Source organism: Streptomyces sp. NPDC041129 (genome assembly GCF_055592265.1).
The window spans coordinates 1678118-1695598 of record NZ_JBVIYV010000001.1 but is presented as its reverse complement, the minus strand read 5'-3'; the positions used below and the strand labels follow the sequence as shown (position 1 = coordinate 1695598).

Here is a 17481-nt window from a genome sequence, read left to right as displayed (position 1 = left end):
TTCCGCTGGGCTTGGCCCTTTAGACGGCTGTCGCCAGGTCCGGCGTTCCATGGCAGTCGCCGTAGGCGTCGCCCGACCCGCACCAGCAGAGTGCTGTCCGCTGCGGGGGCCAGGCCACGGCGCGGCCGCGTGCCGCGAGGGTCGTCGCGTACTGGGGCAGGAGGGTCGCGTCGGACGGGCTGGAGCCCTCCGAGGCCGCGAAGGCCTCGTAGGAGGGGACCGTGCCGGTCACGATGCCCAGGTTGGGGGTGCCCGAGGACGCCAGTTCGCGGAGGGAGGCCTCTATGGTCGCCAGGTGGGCGTCGTGGGAGGGGTACTCCGCCGCCAGGCCGGCGTAGGCGGCCAGCAGTTCCGTCAGTTCGGTTGCCGGCCAGTGCAGGACGGCCACCGGGAACGGGCGGGAGAGGGCCTCTCGGTAGGCGCCCAGTTCGGCGTTGAGACGGGAGATCTCCGCGGCCAGCTCCGCCGGGTTGTCCGAGCCCAGGGACCAGACCCGCTTCGGGTCGTGGAGTTCGTCCAGGGAGACCGCGGAGGCGTGGAGGCTGTCCGCGAGGGTGTCCCAGTCGTCGTGGGGCAGGCCAAGCATGCGGCGGACGCGGTGGCGGCCGTAGAGGAGCGGCTGCGTGCCGTACGGGGGCTCCGTGCCGTCCGGCAGGAGGAGGGCCGTCGCCTGCGTGAAGGTCTGTTCCGCCGCCTCCAGCTCGTCGTGCGACTCCAGGGACTCGGCGACGATCACCCAGGGGGCCGGGTCGCGGGGCGCCGACGCGCGGATGCCGTCGATGATCGCCCTGGCCTCCGCCTCGTGGTCGTACTCCCACAGGTTCGAGGCTTTCAGGGCGCGGACGAGGTGGGGGTCCTCCAGGCCGTCGGCGGAGGACAGCAGGCGGTCGTAGAGCGTCGTCGCGGCGGGGCGGTCGCCGGACAGTTCCAGATGGGCCGCGGCGCGCAGGAGCAGGGCCTCGGCGTCCTCGGGGTACAGGCCGGCGGTCCGCTCCAGGCGTGCCGCTTCGGCGGTGTGGTCGACGTTCTCGGCAGGCGTGTCGGGGCGCATGGGTGACACCGTACTGCCGACCGGTGACACAGGTGGAGTACGTGGTTACCCGGCGGGCGACCCTCGTCCTCACATTCCGGTCATGCCGCCACCGGTGAGGGCCGGGGCCAGCGCCGGAACCCAGAAGACGGCGACGGCCAGCGCGAGCGAGGCGACGCCCACGGCGCGGGCCACCAGGTGGCCGGCCGGGGCCAGCTTCTCGATGGAGATCACGGCGGCCAGGACCACCATGGCCCACAGGTTCATCACACCGAAGGCCGCCAGCACCACCATCAGCGACCAGCAGCATCCCAGGCAGAAGGCCCCGTGGTGGACTCCGGCACGCAGATCGCGCGAGGGTGCCGGGTACGAGGCGTAGCGCAGCATCATCCCGATCGGCGAGCGGCACCTCGCCAGGCAGCGGTCCTTGAGAGGCGTGAGCTGGTAGACGCCGTTCACCGCGAAGACGGCCCCGGCCACCGCGGTCCCCGCCACGGCGGGGAGGCTCGTCACCCGGCCCAGGACGGCGGCCAGACCGTAGGCCGGCAGCCCGGCCGCGGCCCAGACAAGCAGGTAGGCGACGGTGAAGACGACCATGCGCGGCGCCCGGTGAACGGTGATGGTGCGTGCGTACAGCCCGGCGACGGGCGCCGTGGCGGGCAGCATCATGGCCGCCATCATCAGCGTCCACACGGCCAGAAAGCCGGGCAGGCCCACACCCATGGTTCCGGGCATCGCCTGCGTGCCGCCCCAGCGCGTCACCATCCAGACCCAGGCGGCGGCCGCCGCGACCAGCAGCAGTCCCGCGGGCCCCGCGCCGCGGTGGACGGTGACCGGCCGACCGCTCACGCGGACCACGTGAAGGGCGCCGAGTGGCCGTTGCCGCCGGAGAAGTCCCAGGACCGGCCGTAGACGCCGTTGCCCGTCGCGCGGCTGGACCGGGCAATGGTCAGCGTGCTGTTCACCGGGTGGAACATGCCGGTCAGGCCCATGACCGGGCCGTCCTCGCCGTACTGCGGTGCGACCTGGTCCTCGATCTCGATGTCGATGGCGTCACCCACCCGCGCGGCGTGGCGGCGGCCGTCGTCGCGGTACTCGATGGGGACGCGCTCCACTCCGAGGACCTCGCCGATGAGCGGGGTGAGCGCCGCCATCGGACCGCCGGCCCGACCCGAGAAGACCTTGCCCAGCGCCTCCGCCTGGCCGTCGCTGGCCGAGCCGTCGAGATACAGCGCCACCTGCCAGCCGCCATCGGCCATGACCCGGGGCGCGTCGATGAAAACGGCGACGTTGCGGTCGGCGACGTCCACGCCGTCCACGTTCCCGCCGTCCACGTGGAACGCGAAGGTCACCTGGCAGCGCTCGTGGTCGGCCGGTGCGGTGAGGCCCGAGGTGGTGCAGGGGCACACCACGTCGCAGTTGCAGCTCTCCAGATACGTGCCGTTCAGATTCCAGGGCATGGCTCGCGCCTCCCTTGTCACGTCCCCCTCGGTTCTGTGTCCCCCGGGTGGAACTCGTCGGGAGGGCCCGTTCGGTCTCCGTGGCGCTCTCCTCCCAGGCTATTCCCGACGTCCCCCGCCCCGCAGGTCCGCCGCCGCCCCGGAGGCCCGTTCCGCTCCGTTCCGCGAGTGCGGAACCATTGTGGGCGGTGCGGGCGTTGTGACGATGAGGGGGCCGGGAAGCGGTCCCGGCAGGGGAGACAGGGGGTGCCGTGATCAGCCGCAGCCGCAGCCGCGTCGCACGTCCCGCTCCCGTCGCCCTCCTGCTGGTCCTGGTGCATCTGTTCCTGCTCCAGGCCGCGCTCCTCGACACCGGCAGCCTGTCCGCCGCCGTCGCCCTCGCCGCGACGGCCGCCGCCGGTTCCGCGCTCGCCGCCTGCTCGCTGCTCGCCGGCCGCTGCGCGCCCGCCGTCCCGCCCCACCGGGTCCGCACAGCGATACGCGACCGGGCCCGCCGTACGGCCTTCCTGCCCCAGCGCGACCCCGACGCCCCGGGACGCCGCCGGCCCCGGGCACCCGGGTCCGCCCTCGCGACGATCCGCGCGTAGGGCACCCCTTCACCCTTCACCGACGAGACCGCCGGTCCCCACCGGTGCCCTCGCGCGGGTCGTCATGCCGCCCTGCCCACTCCGGTCACACCGGCACCGACGCACCCCGTCCCGAAGGGTCACCCATGTCCGTCTTCGCACGCCTCGTCGAGCAGCTCGCCGACCTGCTCCAGCCGTTCTTCCACGCCTCCGCCGCGGCCGCGGCGATCGTCCTGTTCACCGCTCTGGTACGGCTTCTCGTACACCCCTTGTCCCGGGCCAGCGCCCGTGGCCAGCGCGCCCGCGCCGAACTCCAGCCGCGGATCGCCGAGCTGCGCGAGAAGCACGCCAAGGACCCGCAGCGGCTGCAGAAGGCGGTGATGGAGCTGCACGCGGAGGAAAAGGTCTCGCCGCTCTCCGGCTGCCTGCCCAGCCTGCTCCAGCTGCCCGCCTTCTTCCTCCTCTACCACCTGTTCTCCAACACCTCGATCGGCGGCGCGAACAACGAGCTGCTGACGCACTCGCTGCTCGCCGCGCCGCTCGGCGGCCGCTGGGCCGACGCCCTCGCCGGTGGCGGGGTGTTCGGGCCGGCCGGGCTCGTATACCTCGCTCTCTTCGTCCTCGTCGCGGCCGTCGCCGCCTTCAACTACCGGCGCACCAAGCTGATGGCGGCGAAGAACCCGGTCACGGTGGCCGCCGGGGACGGGGAGCAGGTGCCGGGGCTCGCCGCGGTCGGCAGGGTGATGCCGTTCATGTCCTTCTTCACGCTCGTCACCGTGGCGGTCGTACCGCTCGCGGCCGCGCTGTACGTCGTCACCAGCGCGGCCTGGAGCGCGCTGGAAAGGGCCGCGCTGTACCGGTGAGCAGGGGCGTGGTGGAGGGGCGGGTTACGGTCCAGTACCTGAACAGGGTCTTGTGGACTGGACATGGGACTTGGAGGATCGACCAGTCCTGCGATGGCTGCACCCATCCGCCGGGCGCCCGCGATCGAGGGAGATGGTGACCATGAAGCTGCTGCGAGTCGGTACTGCCGGAGCGGAGCGCCCGGCGCTGCTCGACGCCCAGGGGACCCTGCGCGACCTGTCGGGGATCGTGGACGACATCGACGGCGCGGTGCTCGCCGACGACGGCGCGCTCGGCCGTGTCCGGGCGGCGGCCGAGGCCGGTGAGCTGCCGGCGCTGGACGCGGCGGGGCTGCGGATCGGGCCTCCCCTCGCCCGGATCGGCAAGATCGTGTGCATCGGGCTCAACTACCACGACCACGCCCGGGAGACCGGCGCGGAGCCGCCCACCGAGCCCGTGATCTTCTTCAAGGCCCCGGACACGGTCGTCGGGCCGAACGACACCGTGCTGGTGCCGCGCGGGTCCGGCAAGACCGACTGGGAGGTGGAGCTGGCCGTCGTCGTCGGACGCACGGCCCGCTACCTGGAGTCGGCCGATGAGGGGCTCGCGCATGTCGCCGGGTACGCGGTGGCGCACGACGTGTCCGAGCGGGAGTTCCAGATCGAGCGGGGCGGCACCTGGGACAAGGGAAAGAACTGCGAGACGTTCAACCCGCTGGGCCCCTGGCTGGTGACGGCGGACGAGGTCCCCGACCCGCAGGCGCTGCCGCTGAGGCTGTGGGTCAACGGCGAGCTGAAGCAGGACGGGACCACGGCCGAGCAGATCTTCCCGGTGGGGGAAGTGGTGCGCTACGTCAGCCACTTCATGACGCTGTACCCCGGGGACGTCATCAACACCGGCACCCCGGCGGGGGTGGCTCTGGGGCAGCCCGACCCGAAGCCGTTCCTGCGGGCCGGGGACGTGGTGGAGCTGGAGGTCGAGGGGTTGGGGCGGCAGCGGCAGGAACTGAAGAACGCGTAGGCGCTCCGCTGGGGGGCGGGGGACTGCGGGTGTGTTTCGGGTGCGGGTGAGTTGTGGCTGGTCGCGCAGTTCCCCGCGCCCCTTGCGGGGCGCCGGGTCAGTGCAGGAGGTCGGAGAGGCGGCGCCAGGCTTCTCGGGGGAGGGTGTCGCGGTCGCCGCCGCCGATGATCTGTAGGGCCACGTGGTCGGCGCCTGCCTCGTGGAAGGCGGTGATCCGGTCGCGGACGCGGTCCTCGGGGCCCCAGGCGTAGAGGGCGTCGACCAGGCGGTCGCTGCCGCCCCCGGTCAGGTCGTCCTCGGTGAAGCCCAGGCGCTGGAAGCTGTTGGTGTAGTTGGGCAGGGCCAGGTACATCGCGAGGTTCTCGCGGGCCAGGGTGCGGGCCCTGGCCGGGTCCGTCTCCAGGACGACCTTGAACTCCGGTGCCAGCAGCGGCTCTTCGCCCAGGATCTCGCGGGCCCGGGCGGTGTGCTCAGGGGTGACGAGGTAGGGGACCGAGCCCGCCGCCCGGTCGCGGGACAGCTCCAGGGTCTTCGGGCCGAGGGCCGCGAGGACCCGGCGCCCGGCCGGGACACCGGCCTTGTCCAGCGCGTCCAGGTAGGTGACCAGGGCGGAGTACGGGCGCCGGTACTGCTCCGCGAGCTTGGCGTGGCTCACGCCGAGACCGAGCAGGAAGCGGCCGGGGTGGGCCGACTCCACCTCGGCGAAGGCGGCCGCGCTCTCCTCGGCCCCGTACTGCCAGATGCTCTGGATGCTCGTGCCGACGGCCAGCCGGGACGTCGTCTCGAGGAGCGGGAGGGCGTGCCGGGGCGCGCTGCTGCCGCCCAGCCAGGCCGCCCCGTACCCGAGTTGTTCCAGTTCCGCGGCGGCCTCGGCGATCTCGCCGCGCAGGGCCGGGTCCTCCGAGCGCAGGCCCACGCTCCAGACGCCGTACCGGCCGACGGTCTCCTTGGCGGTGCTCGCGTCGTTCGTCGACTCGCTCATCGGGTCACTTCCCTCCGGATGGGTGGCGTGCCGTGATCATCGTGCACGTAGGTCCCAACCGGAGGGAGCCGCGCGGTAATCCCGCCGGCGGGCTATCGGCCGAGGAACTGCTCCAGCGCCTCCACCACGAACCGGTGGTCCTGGAGCTGGGGCAGGCCGGAGACCGTCACCGTGCCGATCACGCCCACGTTCTCGACGTTGACCGGGAAGGCGCCGCCGTGCGCCGCGTAGGTGTCGGCGTCCAGGCGGGAGGACTCCTCGAACGTCGTGCCCTTGGCCCGGAAGCGAGCGCTGACCAGGTACGACGAGGCGCCGTATCGCTCCACCACCCGGCGCTTACGGAGGATCCAGGCGTCGTTGTCGGGCGTGGAGCCGGGCAGGGCCGCGTGGAAGAGCTGCTGGCCGGCGCGTTGGATGTCGATGGCGACCGGGGCCTGGCGCTCCCGGGCCAGCTCGACCAGGAGCGAGCCGAGCGCCCACGCGTCGTCGTGGGTGAACTGCTGGAAGACCAGACGGCGTTCCTGCGCCTCCAGCTCCTCCACGCTCGGGGTGACCTCCGGGGCGAACTTCGGGGTGATCTTGGGTTGGTGCATCAGAGGGTCACCGTCACCTTGTCGCGGGCGGACCGGCGGGCCGCCTCCAGTACGTCGAGGGCGGCGGCCGCTTCGAGGGCGGGCACCGGGTTGGGTCCCGCGCCGTTCAGGGCCGCTGCCACGGCCGCGTAGTAGGCGGGGTAGTCGCCGGGGAGGGTGGGTACGGGACGGCCGACACCGGTCGCCGGGGACTCTCCCGCGGAGGGGGAATCCCCAGCACCGAGCCGGCCCCAAAGGGACTCGGGCTCCGTGCCCCAGTCGGCGCTGGTGCCGGGGCGCTCGTTCGCGCGCAGGGCCGCCTCCTGCGGGTCGAGGCCGTACTTGACGTAGCCTGCCTGCGATCCCAGGACCCGGAAGCGCGGGCCGAGTTGGGCCGTGGTCGCGGAGACGTGGAGGTGGGAGCGGACACCGCTCGCGTGGGTGAGCGCGATGAAGGTGTCGTCGTCGGTCTCCGCGCCCGGACGGCGGATGTCCGTCTCGGCGTACACCTCGCTCACCGGGCCGAACAGGACCAGGGCCTGGTCGACGACATGGCTGCCGAGGTCGTAGAGCAGACCGCCGATCTCCGCCGGGTCGCCGGACTCGCGCCAGCCGCCCTTCGGACGCGGGCGCCAGCGCTCGAAGCGGGACTCGAAGCGCCAGACGTCGCCCAGTTCGCCCTTCTCCAGCAGGGCGCGCAGGGTCAGGAAGTCGTTGTCCCAGCGGCGGTTCTGGAAGACCGACAGCAGCAGGCCGCGCTCCTCGGCGAGGGCGGCCAGCTCCCGCGCCTCGGCCGCCGTGCCCGCGACCGGCTTGTCCACGACCACCGGCAGGCCCGCCTCCAGGGCGGCGGTGGCGAGGGGGACGTGCGTCTTGTTCGGGGAGGCGATGACGATCAGGTCCAGCTCGCCGGCGCGGCCGAACAGTTCCTCGGGGGTGCCGGCGACACGGACGTCCGGGAACTCGGCGCGGGCCTGCTCCTGCCGCGCGGGGTTCGAGGTGACCACCGTGTCCAGGGTGAGGCCCTCGGTGGCCGCGATCAGCGGGGCGTGGAAGACGGAGCCTGCGAGGCCGTAGCCGATCAGGCCGACGCGGAGGGGGGTACCAGTCATGCCCTCTACTTTCGCAACGCTGTTGCCAAAGTGCAAGCGGCGAGGACAATGGGGGGATGGGCGGCGTGAACAGCGGGAACAGCGTGAGCAGGACGAAGAGCGGGCCGATCGGAGCGAATCTGTTCGCGGTGCGGTCCCACAACACCGCGCTCGTACTGGATCTGCTACGCGGTGCCGGGACGGCGGGGATCAGCAGACTGGAGCTGGCCGAACGGACCGGGCTGACCCCGCAGGCCGTCAGCAAGATCACCGCACGGCTGCGGGAGGCGGGGTTCGCGGCGGAGGCCGGGCGCCGGGCGTCCACCGGGGGCAAGCCGCGCACCGTGCTGCGGCTGGTGCCGGAGGCGGGGCACGCGGTGGGCGTGCACCTGGACCGGGACGAGCTGCGGGCGGTGCTGGTGGATCTCGACGGAGCCGTGGTGGGCGAGCGGTGCGCCGAGCTGGACCTCGGGGGCGGGGCGAGGGCTGTGCTGGGGGTGGTCGCGGGAGAGGTGTCGGGGCTGGTGGGGGAGGCGCTGGGAGGGCGCGGAGCTTCCGGGAGCCTTTCCGGGGGGCTCGCCGGCGTCGGCTCGCTGCTCGGTGTCGGCGTGGCTCTGCCCGGGCCGCTCGATCATGCGCGCGGGGTGTTGCACCGGGTCACCGGGTTTCCGGAGTGGGACGGGTTTCCCCTGCGGGACGCGCTGGTGGAGCGGTTGGGGGTGCCGGTGGTGGTGGACAAGGACACGAACGCGGCGGCTCTGGGGTTGTCGGTGGGGGTGTGCGGTGGTGCGGGGGCCGGCCGTGAGGGGGGTGGGGGCGGGTCGTTCGCGTACCTGCATCTCGGTACGGGGCTGGGGGCCGGGCTGGTGATCGGCGGGAACGTGCACCGGGGTGCGCGGACCGGGGCGGGGGAGTTCGGGCACCAGGTCGTCCAGCTCGACGGGCCCGCGTGCGAGTGCGGGAACCGGGGGTGCGTGGAAGTGCTGTGCCTGGGGGCTGTGGCCCGGGGTGAGGTGCGGGAGGCGGCGCGGGTGCTGGGGGTGGCGGCGGGGAATCTGGCCGGGCTGCTCGACATCGACCTGGTGCTGCTCGGGGGGCGGACTGTGGCGGGGGCACCGGAGGTGTTCGTGGCGGGGGTCGCGGAGGTGCTGGCTGCTCGGGCCCGGCGGGAGAGGGCGGCTGGGGGGTGTGTCCCCGTGCGGGTCGTCGGTGGGGAGGCGGTCGTCGCTGAGGGGGCCGCGCAGTTGTTGTTGGCGCCGGTGTTCGGGCGGGGGGTGGGGTAGGGGGTGCTGCTGCGGGTAGGTCCGGTGCCCGCGGCCAGGGCAGGTCCGGTGTCCGCACATGGGTGAAAGCCGAGGGGATTCGGGCGTAGGCGCGGAGTGGCGGGCCGGGTTCGCAGGGACCTTCCGGGATGGTCATGTGTTTATGCGACTGTTTGCGTGCGTGTCCCTGTCCCTGGGTCTTGCCGCAGGCGCCGTGTTCGTGCCCGTTCCGTCGGCCGCTGCCCAGGCGGACGCGACGTGTGCGGCGTCCGGCGACCGTGCCTTCCCGCTGGCCACCCGCATCCACGGCGGGCCCGGCACCTACGAGGCGGGCGGTGGATTCGGCACCTGGTACCTCGACCTCACCAACTCCACCAGCCGGACCTGTACCGACCTCCACCCGGTCGTCGTGCTCGTCGACGACAAACGCGCCCTGAAGCCGTCCCAGCCCAAGCTGGAGTTCTACGACGGCACCCGCACCGTGCCCGTCGGCTTCGAGAGCACCGAAGCCAAGGAGCTGGTCGGCGTGCTGGACGCGGAGGGGTTCGACGGGTTCACCGTGCCGCCCGGCAAGACCGTCACCGTCAAGCTCAGGCTCTCCCTCACCTCCGACGCCGTTTCCGACCAGGTCACCGCGAACGCCGCCGTCGTCCAGCGTAGAGGCGAGGACGGCGACTGGGTCGGCGAGTCCAACGACTATCGCTTCGCCGTCGACGGCGGGGTGAACGGGCGGCAGCAGGGCGAGGAGCAGGAGCAAGAGCAGGAAGGGGGCGGGACGCAGACTCCCGGGGAGGGGGACGGGACCGCCGGCCCGGACAGCAGCGCCGGTCCGGACAGCAGCGCCAGTCCGGGTGGCACGGCGAGTCCGGACGGCAGTGCCAGTCCCGGGGCGGCGGCGACCCCGGTCGGCTCCACGGACACCGGGACCGAGCCGCGGCCGACGGTCAGCGGTGCCGATCCGGGTACCAGCGCGCTGCCCTTCACCGCCGCCGCGCAGCAGGCCGGCGAGCGGGCCCGGGAACTCGCGCGGACCGGGATCGGGCTCGCCCACGGCCTGCTCGCCGCCGTCACCGTGCTCCTCGTCGTCGGCGGTGGGGCCTTCCTGGTGGCCCGCCGGCGCCGCTGAGGGCGCTTCCGCCTCCTGCGTTCCACTGACCTGCGACCTGCCTGGGTCAAGATCCCGGCCACCTGATTAGGCTGGTGGCGTCGGTACGCCGTGGTTCCGGCGCCCCCGTTCTTGACCGTACGCACGTCAGGAGACGCAAACGCATGGCAGACCGCAAGCCCATCGAGTCGTGGCTCACCGACATGGACGGCGTCCTGATCCACGAGGGGGTACCGATCCCCGGTGCCGATGCCTTCCTGAAGAAGCTGCGCGACTCGGGGCGGCCCTTCCTGGTGCTCACCAACAACTCCATCTACACCGCGCGCGACCTGCACGCCCGGCTCCGGCGGATGGGTCTGGACGTGCCGGTGGAGAACATCTGGACCTCCGCCCTGGCCACCGCCCAGTTCCTGGACGACCAGCGGCCCGGCGGCAGCGCCTACGTCATCGGTGAGGCCGGTCTGACCACCGCGCTGCACGACATCGGCTACATCCTCACCGACCACGAGCCCGACTTCGTGATCCTCGGCGAGACCCGCACGTACTCCTTCGAGGCCCTGACCAAGGCCGTGCGGCTGATCAACGAGGGTGCGCGGTTCATCGCCACCAACCCCGACAACGTCGGCCCCTCCACCGAGGGCGACCTGCCCGCCACCGGCTCGGTCGCCGCCCTGATCACCGCCGCGACCGGCAAGAAGCCGTACTTCGTCGGCAAGCCCAACCCGCTGATGATGCGCGCCGGGCTGAACGCGATCGGCGCGCACTCGGAGACCTCCGCGATGATCGGTGACCGCATGGACACCGACGTCCTGGCGGGCCTGGAGGCCGGGATGCGCACCTTCCTGGTGCTGACCGGTGTCACACAGCCCGATGACGTCGACCGCTATCCGTTCCGCCCCTCCCAGGTCGTCGACTCCATCGCGGACGTGGTCGACCTCGTCTGAGTCTGGTCCGAGCCCGGGACCGAGTGGACCTGCTCAGTGCCAGCAGACCTTGAGGCAGGCCTGAGCAGGGATTCTCAAACCAAGCCCCACCCGTTCGGAGTAATCGCGCGCCTCCCGAGGATGCGGAGGCGGGCGGTACGGGGGAGCCTCCCAGTATCTGGAGGTTCACGATGGGCTCACAACGCCTCACGCTCGGTACCGGGACTCTCTGCGCCGGACTGCTCGCCGTCACCGCCTTCACCACGGCCGCCTGCGCGACCGACGGCGACCGCGGAGTCTCCGTGACCCCGGTCTCCCCGGCCCCCGGCACCGATGTGTCCCTGCGCGTGCGTGGCTGCAGCGCGGCGCGGGCCGTCGCCACCTCGAAGGCCTTCGTCGCCGACGCCCGGCTGACGTCCGACATGGGCATCCTGAGCGGCGACACCCGAGTCCGCGCCTCGGTCGCGCCGGGTGTGTACGACGTCCGGGTCACCTGCGCCGACGTCGCGCTCAACAGCAGGATCACCATCGGGCGCAAGGGTGCGGCCCTGCTCCAGCAACAGGGGGACGGCAGCGGCGACACCGGGCAGCCCAGTGACCCCTCCGGCACGCTCACCACGGCCGCCTCGCCCGTCGCGCCGGTCGCCGCGGGTGGCGGAGGCACCGCGCACTTCGCCACGGTGGCCACCGACGGGTCCGGCCCGGGCGCCGGGCAGACGGTGACCGGCCTGGCCCTCGCCGGGATCGCCGCGGCCGCCGTCGGGCTGCGCAGGGCCCGCCGGAGCCAGGGCACGGACTGAGCGCGGGCAGCGGCCATGTCCGACGAGTACGGGCACAGCTCCGCCACCGGACGCATGGTCACCGTCCTGGCCTGGACGCTGCTGCTGTTCGGGCTGTGGTTGTGGGGGCGTGGCGTCACCGGCGTGCCGCAGAGCCCGGCGGGGCCCGCCACGGGCGACGTGGCCGGGATCGGCCGCGCGGAGGCGGTCCGGTTGCCGCCCGCGGCCGAGCCGCTCGCGGCCGCGGTGCCGCAGCGCCTCGACATCCCCCAACTGGCCGTCACCGCGCCGGTCGTGGCCCGGGGGCTGGACGCGCGGGGCGCCATCGAGCCGCCCCCGTTCGACCAGCCGGGAGTGGTCGGCTGGTACGGCTCCGGGACCAAGCCGGGCGCGGTGGGGACCGCGCTGCTGGTCGGGCACGTCGACACGGAGACCCGGCCCGCCGTCTTCTACAGGATCAGCACGCTCAGGCCCGGCGAGACGGTCCGGGTGCTCCGCGCGGACGGCCGGGTCGCCCGCTTCACCATCGACGACGTACGCGTCCTGCCCCGCGACGACTTCGACGCCAAGGCGGCCTACGGCCCCCGGAAACCGGGCCGCGCCGAACTCCGGCTGATCACCTGCGGCGGCACCTTCGACCGGGCGAGCCGCAGCTACACGGCCAACGTGATCGTCTCCGCCTACCTCACCGGCACCGGTCCCTGACCGGCCGAGCGCCCCCGCCCCGGAGCACCCGAGCGACCTCGTGACCCGCCCCGGCGGTGTGCCACGATTGGCACTCGGAACGATGCGCCCAGGGGGGAATCGCATGCACGACAGCAGGGGGGCCCGCACCACGGCACGGGTACGGGCGTCCGCCGCGGTGCTGGGGGCGGCACTGCTGCTCGCCGGCTGTTCGTCCGGCGGGGACGGATCGGACGACGCGAAGGCGGACATCGGCCAGCAGCCCAAGTCCGCCGACCCGTTCTGGGTGAACCCGGACGGCAACGCGGCCCGCCAGCTCGCCGCCTACGAGAAGGCCGGCAAGAGGACCGAGGCCGAACGGATCCGCCGGATCGCCGAGCAGCCGACCGGGGAGTGGATCGGCCCCGAGAACCCCGAGCAGGAGGCCCGCGGCTTCACCGAGGCCGCCGAGAAGGCCGACCGCACCGCACTGCTCGTCCTCTACGACATCCCGCACCGCGACTGCGGCCAGTACTCCCAGGGCGGTGCCACCGACGGCGACGGCTACCGCGCCTGGATCGACGGCGTCGCCCGGGGCATCGGCGACCGCGCCGCCACCGTCGTCCTCGAACCCGACGCCGTACTGCACCTCGTCGACGGCTGTACCCCGGACGAGTTCCACGAGGAGCGCTACGACCTGCTCAAGGGCGCCGTCGCCAAGCTGAAGTCGCTGAAGAACACCAAGGTCTACCTGGACGCGGGCAACGCCGGCTGGGGCCACCCCGACCAGATCTTCGAGCCCCTGCGGCGGGCCGGCGTCGACCAGGCCGACGGGTTCGCCGTCAACGTATCCAACTTCTACTCCACCGAGGACTCCATCGCCTACGGCAAGCAGCTCTCGGCGAAGGTGGGCGGCAAGCACTTCGTCGTCGACACCAGCCGCAACGGCAACGGCCCCTACACGGGCGGTGATCCGGCCCAGCGGTGGTGCAACCCGCCCGGGCGGGCGCTGGGCCGGACTCCGACGACCAGGACGGACGACCCGATGGTCGACGCCTATCTGTGGGTCAAGCGCCCGGGGGAGTCGGACGGCACCTGCAAGGGCGGCCCGAAGGCCGGCCAGTGGTGGGCCGGTTACGCCCTCGGGCTGGCCAAGTCGGGTCGGCGGTAACACGGAAGGGGCGCCCTCCCGTGCGGAGGACGCCCCTTCGGGCCCGCGGACCCGGCTCAGGGGACCTTGACCCACTGTGCCTTGCTGGGCGTCCCCTGGTCGTCGTCGACGAAGAGCATGTACCAGCCGGACTGCACCAGGGTCCGGCTCTTCGGCACCGTCACGGTGATCTTGTCGCCGGACGTGGTGAAGTCCAGCGCGACGGACCGCTGGTCCACGTCCGTCACATGGGTCGAGGCGCTCGGCCGGATCAGCCGCACCTTCTTGATGCTGGCGGCGTGTGCCGAGGTGAACGTCCCCGACGCCCCCCGCGCGATGGTCTGCGGACCCCCACTGAGCGACGGCCGCGAACCCCGGTACAGATACGGCGGGGTGTAGATCTCGATCCGCTGCTCGAACTTGCCCGGCTTGGTGTTGGCCGCGTCCGCGTACAGCGAGTCGGATCCGAAGAACATCACCCGCCCGTCCGGCAGCAGGATCGACCCGGAGTGGTAGTTGCGGCCCACCAGCGGATCGGCGACCTCGGTGAAGCTGTTGCTGTCCGGGTGGTACATCCGGGCCTGGAGGATGTTGGAGTCGCCGCGGCCCCGGTAGTCCTCCGAACCGCCGGACACCAGCACGGTGTCGTCGGGCAGGATCGAGGTCTGCGGATACCGGGTGCCCTTCGCCAGCTCCGGTCCGTCCACGAACTTCGGGTTGCGCGCCTTGAGGTCGATCAGCCGGGTCTTCCTGCTGGACAGCTTCGACTCGCCGACCCCGCCGCCGCCGACCACCATGAACTTCTCGTCCTGGGCCGGAGGCAGCAGCACCGTTCCGGACGTCTCCATCATGTTGGCGTCGCCGAGCCCCGGCAGCTTGGTGAACTTGTTGGTGTCCACGTCCCAGATGCCGGGCTTGCGCCCCACGTTGTCCGGTCCGTAGCCCGCGTTGGAGCCCGAGTAGAAGACCTTCCCGTTCTGCATCAGGAACAGCGCCGGGTACGTCGGGAACTGCCGGAGTTCCTTCGTGTACGTCCACTTCCTGGTCTTCGGGTCGAACACCTCGTTCTTGCCCGGTACGAGCTGGCCGATGTCGTCGAGCCCGGAGACACTGAGGACCTTGCCGTCCGACAGGGTGGTGAGCGTCGGGTACCAGCGGGCCTCGTTCATCGGGTCGACCTTGATGTACCGCTCGGCGACCGGGTCGAACTCGTAGGCGTCGCGGATGCCCTGGAAGTCCTTCTTGTCGAGGGCGAGCTTCTGCGCGATGCCGTACGTGTTGCGCGCGTCGGCGCCGCTCAGGCCCTGGATCCGGTAGTTGTCCTGGGTGCCGGTCTCGTGCTTGGTGCCACTGCGCTGCGCCTCGACGTAGATGCGGCCCAGCCCCGGGTCGTTGCGCAGGAAGACACCGGTCTGCGGGTCGAACACCTTCTTCGCGCGGGGTACCAGCACCGGGTCCTTGGAGACGAACGTCTTGCCGTTGGTCCTGCCGGTGAACCGGGTGCCCGCGGGCAGCGTGATCGGCTTGTCCGGGTTCTCGTTGTGGACGATCATCAGGCCGCCGGCCTTGGTGACGTCGCCCTTGAGCTTCTCGTACCGCTTGGTGCCGCCCGCGATCAGCAGGTTGCCGTTGGCGAGCTGGGTGTGCCCGGTGCAGAACAGGTCGGTGGGCGTGGGGATCTTCTTGATCGTGCCCTTGACCGGGTCCCAGATCCGGGTGTCGAACTGCTTCTTGTCGAAGTTGTCCTGGTTGTTGCCCGAACCCGCGACCAGCAGCACCTTGCCGGTGTGCAGCAGCGCCGCGTGGATGGTGTCCTGCCGGTACTCCGGTGGGAACTCGACGATGTCCCACTTGCCGTTGGAGGCCTTGTACTCCGGCTTGTTGATCTTGTACTGGTGGTACTGCTCGGTTCCGAAGCGGTAGAGCCACGGCCCGTTCATCCCGGCCAGCGCGACTACCACCGCCGTGCCTATCGCGAGTCGACGAGCACGGCGGCGGCCGGCCTGGTCCTTCATTCCTTACGTCCCCCAAGTCCACCAAGGGCGATCTGCATGGTCTGGTCGTTGCCCGCGGCCGGGCCGGCGTGGCCGGTCCGCTGCTGCGGGACCTGCGGCGCCTGGGCCGCGTACCGCGGAGGCACCGCGTCCTGCGGCGCGGGCGCCGGGACGGGCGCGGGCGCGCCGGCGGCGTGCCGGGGCCTGTTCTTCTGCTGCCGCAGCTCATGGCGCCAGACGAAGAGCGGTGTGGCGGTGATGAGCAGGGCGAACGAGGCCCAGGTGATCATCGCCGGGTGGGAGTGCCCGAGGACGAGACCGGCGACGATCGAGGCGCCGAAGATCGCGATGAAGTACCAGTGGTACCGGAAGGTGCCGAACCAGGTGTCCGGGCTCGCCGAGTCGCCCTTGGGCGTGACCACGAACTTGCTCTTGCGGCGCAGCACCGAGTCGATCAGCGCCTTGGCGTACAGCGGCGCGGACAGCGCCGACATCACCATGCCGGCCACACCGCCGGAGCCCTCCGGCTCGTGCGGGGAGACGTTGTGCCGCCGGTTCCAGATGTACAGGCCGATCTGGAGCGCGGAGGCGTTGCCGTAGAGCATCAGCCACACGGTCGGGTCGATGTTCACGCCCGAGGCGCCCAGGCCCAGGAACAGGGCGCAACTCAGCGCCGCGAGGATCCAGTTGAGAGCGGACATCGGGTAGAAGATGATCATCATCGTGTAGTTGAAGAGCTTGCCGGGCGGCAGGGTGAAGAAGCCCTTCCAGTACTGCTTGAGGATCGTCTCGTACGTACCGCGCGACCAGCGCATCTGCTGGGTGAAGAAGTCCGTCCAGGCGTTGGGTCCCTCGCCGACCGCGAGCACGTCCGGGGTGTACACGGACTTCCACTTGCGGCCCGTGGCCGGGTTCTTGGCGCGGTGCATCTCGAACCCGGTGGCCATGTCCTCGGTGATCGAGTCGTACAGGCCGCCGATCTGCTTGATCGCCTTGATGCGCACGGCGTTCGAGGTGCCCACGAACATCGGGGCGCCGTACCGGTTGCCGGCCCGCTGGATGAGCGCGTGGAAGAGGAACTGCTGCGACTCGGCGGCCTTGGTGACGAACGTGTCGTAGTTGCCGTAGACCTGCGGGCCGATGACGAAGCCGACGTCCGGGTCGCGGAAGTAACCGAGCATCCGCTCCAGGTAGTTGGGCAGCGGGACGTGGTCGGTGTCGACGGACGCGAAGAAGTCGTACTCGCCGCCGTGCGCCTCCAGCCAGGCGTTGTAGTTGCCGTGCTTGGTCTTGGCGCGGTGCGGGCCCTTGGCCTGGTTCCACCGCGCGACGCCCTTGCGGGAGAAGTGGTGGACGCCGAGCCGGGCGCAGACCTCCTTGACGGCCGGGTCGTCGCCCTCGTCCAGCAGCCAGACGTGCATCAGGCCCCGGTGGCGGAGCTTCACGGCCGCCTCCAGAGTCTTGGTCACCATCTCCAGCGGCTCCTTGCCGGGCACGAAGGAGGTGAGGAACGCGACGCGCGTGCCGGTCTCCGGCACCACCGGGACCGGGTCGCGGGCGACCAGGGTGGCGTGCGCGTTGGACAGCACGTTCATGCAGCGGAAGAACTCGATGAGGCCGATCGCGACCAGCATCACGATGTCCAGCGCGGGCAGGAAGTCGTAGGCCGGATAGTCGCGTTCGGTCCAGTGCTCCGGCTGGAGCAGCCAGAACAGCAGGACCAGCGAGAGCACCGGCGCCGCGCCGAGCATGAGCGCGGCACGTATGCGATGCGGTTCCTGCGAGAGGAGGGATCGGTACTGCACCTGATAGGGCTTCGCCGGGTCGGGCTGGGTGAGGGGACCCGAGAGGCGGCTGTAGTGCTCGTAGTCGTATCTGGGCAGGCTCTTCTTTATTCGGCGGAACTGGCCGGTCCGATGCGTCACCGCACGAAGCTGTGTGGTCTGTGACGGGTCGTCGTGTTGTTCGTGGCTCTGTCCGGCGCCCGTCGGCGTCGACGTCATGAGTCATCCCCCCACACGCGAGTCACCGCGTGTTTCGT

17 protein-coding genes are annotated in these 17481 nt (G+C 71.7%); 9 read left to right on the top strand and 8 right to left on the bottom strand.

The genetic code is table 11. From position 1 onward, the window contains the following. Positions 1-19: 19 nt before the first annotated feature. The 3 genes from ACZ6B1_RS07420 to ACZ6B1_RS07410 all read right to left on the bottom strand — a co-directional run bounded on the left by ACZ6B1_RS07420 (position 20) and on the right by ACZ6B1_RS07410 (position 2490). Positions 20-1051 carry an SEC-C metal-binding domain-containing protein gene (locus ACZ6B1_RS07420; RefSeq protein WP_468775790.1) on the bottom strand — a complete coding sequence of 344 codons (1032 nt, stop codon included), beginning with the start codon at positions 1049-1051 and terminating at the stop codon, positions 20-22. 69 nt (positions 1052-1120) lie between these two features. Further along, positions 1121-1879, bottom strand: a complete 759-nt coding sequence (locus ACZ6B1_RS07415) for a DUF2182 domain-containing protein (RefSeq protein ID WP_468775789.1) — start codon at positions 1877-1879, stop codon at positions 1121-1123. Beyond that, complete coding sequence (locus ACZ6B1_RS07410) at positions 1876-2490, bottom strand: DUF1326 domain-containing protein (RefSeq protein ID WP_468775788.1); 615 nt, start codon at positions 2488-2490, stop codon at positions 1876-1878. The genes ACZ6B1_RS07415 and ACZ6B1_RS07410 overlap by 4 nt, the downstream gene beginning before the upstream one ends. 251 nt (positions 2491-2741) lie before the next feature. Here ACZ6B1_RS07410 and ACZ6B1_RS07405 point away from each other — a divergent pair, with 251 nt between their 5' ends. The 3 genes from ACZ6B1_RS07405 to ACZ6B1_RS07395 all read left to right on the top strand — a co-directional run bounded on the left by ACZ6B1_RS07405 (position 2742) and on the right by ACZ6B1_RS07395 (position 4919). After that, the gene (locus ACZ6B1_RS07405) at positions 2742-3077 is read left to right on the top strand and encodes a DUF6412 domain-containing protein (protein ID WP_468775787.1); all 336 of its coding nucleotides are present in this window, start codon (positions 2742-2744) and stop codon (positions 3075-3077) included. A gap of 125 nt (positions 3078-3202) precedes the next feature. Beyond that, a complete protein-coding gene (locus ACZ6B1_RS07400; protein ID WP_468775786.1) occupies positions 3203-3919 on the top strand; it encodes a YidC/Oxa1 family membrane protein insertase in 717 nt (238 codons plus the stop codon). Positions 3920-4061: 142 nt separating this feature from the next. Next, the gene (locus ACZ6B1_RS07395) at positions 4062-4919 is read left to right on the top strand and encodes a fumarylacetoacetate hydrolase family protein (RefSeq protein ID WP_468775785.1); all 858 of its coding nucleotides are present in this window, start codon (positions 4062-4064) and stop codon (positions 4917-4919) included. A gap of 97 nt (positions 4920-5016) precedes the next feature. Here ACZ6B1_RS07395 and ACZ6B1_RS07390 read toward each other — a convergent pair whose 3' ends face one another. The 3 genes from ACZ6B1_RS07390 to ACZ6B1_RS07380 all read right to left on the bottom strand — a co-directional run bounded on the left by ACZ6B1_RS07390 (position 5017) and on the right by ACZ6B1_RS07380 (position 7585). Next, positions 5017-5901, bottom strand: a complete 885-nt coding sequence (locus ACZ6B1_RS07390) for an LLM class F420-dependent oxidoreductase (protein ID WP_468775784.1) — start codon at positions 5899-5901, stop codon at positions 5017-5019. Between the two features lie 92 nt (positions 5902-5993). Next, a complete protein-coding gene (locus tag ACZ6B1_RS07385; RefSeq protein WP_468775783.1) occupies positions 5994-6494 on the bottom strand; it encodes a heme-degrading domain-containing protein in 501 nt (166 codons plus the stop codon). Further along, complete coding sequence (locus tag ACZ6B1_RS07380) at positions 6494-7585, bottom strand: Gfo/Idh/MocA family protein (protein WP_468775782.1); 1092 nt, start codon at positions 7583-7585, stop codon at positions 6494-6496. The genes ACZ6B1_RS07385 and ACZ6B1_RS07380 overlap by 1 nt, the downstream gene beginning before the upstream one ends. Before the next feature lie 56 nt (positions 7586-7641). Here ACZ6B1_RS07380 and ACZ6B1_RS07375 point away from each other — a divergent pair, with 56 nt between their 5' ends. The 6 genes from ACZ6B1_RS07375 to ACZ6B1_RS07350 all read left to right on the top strand — a co-directional run bounded on the left by ACZ6B1_RS07375 (position 7642) and on the right by ACZ6B1_RS07350 (position 13467). Then, complete coding sequence (locus tag ACZ6B1_RS07375) at positions 7642-8847, top strand: ROK family transcriptional regulator (RefSeq protein WP_468775781.1); 1206 nt, start codon at positions 7642-7644, stop codon at positions 8845-8847. Positions 8848-8989: 142 nt separating this feature from the next. Then, complete coding sequence (locus ACZ6B1_RS07370; RefSeq protein WP_468775780.1) at positions 8990-9952, top strand: hypothetical protein; 963 nt, start codon at positions 8990-8992, stop codon at positions 9950-9952. Positions 9953-10095: 143 nt separating this feature from the next. Further along, the gene (locus tag ACZ6B1_RS07365; RefSeq protein ID WP_468775779.1) at positions 10096-10875 is read left to right on the top strand and encodes an HAD-IIA family hydrolase; all 780 of its coding nucleotides are present in this window, start codon (positions 10096-10098) and stop codon (positions 10873-10875) included. A 170-nt stretch (positions 10876-11045) separates the two neighbouring features. Continuing rightward, entirely contained in the window at positions 11046-11654 is a 609-nt protein-coding gene (locus tag ACZ6B1_RS07360) for a hypothetical protein (RefSeq protein WP_468775778.1), read from the top strand. Between the two features lie 15 nt (positions 11655-11669). Then, on the top strand, positions 11670-12338 hold the full coding sequence (locus ACZ6B1_RS07355; RefSeq protein ID WP_468775777.1) for a class F sortase: 669 nt from the start codon (positions 11670-11672) through the stop codon (positions 12336-12338). Between the two features lie 103 nt (positions 12339-12441). Beyond that, on the top strand, positions 12442-13467 hold the full coding sequence (locus ACZ6B1_RS07350) for a glycoside hydrolase family 6 protein (protein WP_468775776.1): 1026 nt from the start codon (positions 12442-12444) through the stop codon (positions 13465-13467). A gap of 56 nt (positions 13468-13523) precedes the next feature. Here ACZ6B1_RS07350 and glxA read toward each other — a convergent pair whose 3' ends face one another. Together glxA and ACZ6B1_RS07340 are read right to left on the bottom strand one after the other, a co-directional pair. Next, positions 13524-15461 carry a radical copper oxidase GlxA gene (gene glxA, locus ACZ6B1_RS07345; RefSeq protein ID WP_468775775.1) on the bottom strand — a complete coding sequence of 646 codons (1938 nt, stop codon included), beginning with the start codon at positions 15459-15461 and terminating at the stop codon, positions 13524-13526. Beyond that, positions 15458-17443, bottom strand: a complete 1986-nt coding sequence (locus tag ACZ6B1_RS07340) for a glycosyltransferase family 2 protein (RefSeq protein ID WP_468775774.1) — start codon at positions 17441-17443, stop codon at positions 15458-15460. The genes glxA and ACZ6B1_RS07340 overlap by 4 nt, the downstream gene beginning before the upstream one ends. Between the last annotated feature and the right edge of the window lie 38 nt (positions 17444-17481).

What these genes read in the sequence shown, in the direction of transcription:
- ACZ6B1_RS07370 (WP_468775780.1), top strand. Translation starts at nt 8,990, where the DNA reads ATGCGACTGTTTGCGTGCGTGTCCCTGTCCCTGGGTCTTGCCGCAGGC.
- ACZ6B1_RS07400 (WP_468775786.1), top strand. Translation starts at nt 3,203, where the DNA reads ATGTCCGTCTTCGCACGCCTCGTCGAGCAGCTCGCCGACCTGCTCCAG.
- ACZ6B1_RS07390 (WP_468775784.1), bottom strand. Translation starts at nt 5,901, where the DNA reads ATGAGCGAGTCGACGAACGACGCGAGCACCGCCAAGGAGACCGTCGGC.
- ACZ6B1_RS07380 (WP_468775782.1), bottom strand. Translation starts at nt 7,585, where the DNA reads ATGACTGGTACCCCCCTCCGCGTCGGCCTGATCGGCTACGGCCTCGCA.
- ACZ6B1_RS07420 (WP_468775790.1), bottom strand. Translation starts at nt 1,051, where the DNA reads ATGCGCCCCGACACGCCTGCCGAGAACGTCGACCACACCGCCGAAGCG.
- ACZ6B1_RS07360 (WP_468775778.1), top strand. Translation starts at nt 11,046, where the DNA reads ATGGGCTCACAACGCCTCACGCTCGGTACCGGGACTCTCTGCGCCGGA.
- ACZ6B1_RS07395 (WP_468775785.1), top strand. Translation starts at nt 4,062, where the DNA reads ATGAAGCTGCTGCGAGTCGGTACTGCCGGAGCGGAGCGCCCGGCGCTG.
- ACZ6B1_RS07355 (WP_468775777.1), top strand. Translation starts at nt 11,670, where the DNA reads ATGTCCGACGAGTACGGGCACAGCTCCGCCACCGGACGCATGGTCACC.
- ACZ6B1_RS07375 (WP_468775781.1), top strand. Translation starts at nt 7,642, where the DNA reads ATGGGCGGCGTGAACAGCGGGAACAGCGTGAGCAGGACGAAGAGCGGG.
- ACZ6B1_RS07365 (WP_468775779.1), top strand. Translation starts at nt 10,096, where the DNA reads ATGGCAGACCGCAAGCCCATCGAGTCGTGGCTCACCGACATGGACGGC.
- ACZ6B1_RS07350 (WP_468775776.1), top strand. Translation starts at nt 12,442, where the DNA reads ATGCACGACAGCAGGGGGGCCCGCACCACGGCACGGGTACGGGCGTCC.
- glxA (WP_468775775.1), bottom strand. Translation starts at nt 15,461, where the DNA reads ATGAAGGACCAGGCCGGCCGCCGCCGTGCTCGTCGACTCGCGATAGGC.
- ACZ6B1_RS07410 (WP_468775788.1), bottom strand. Translation starts at nt 2,490, where the DNA reads ATGCCCTGGAATCTGAACGGCACGTATCTGGAGAGCTGCAACTGCGAC.
- ACZ6B1_RS07340 (WP_468775774.1), bottom strand. Translation starts at nt 17,443, where the DNA reads ATGACGTCGACGCCGACGGGCGCCGGACAGAGCCACGAACAACACGAC.
- ACZ6B1_RS07385 (WP_468775783.1), bottom strand. Translation starts at nt 6,494, where the DNA reads ATGCACCAACCCAAGATCACCCCGAAGTTCGCCCCGGAGGTCACCCCG.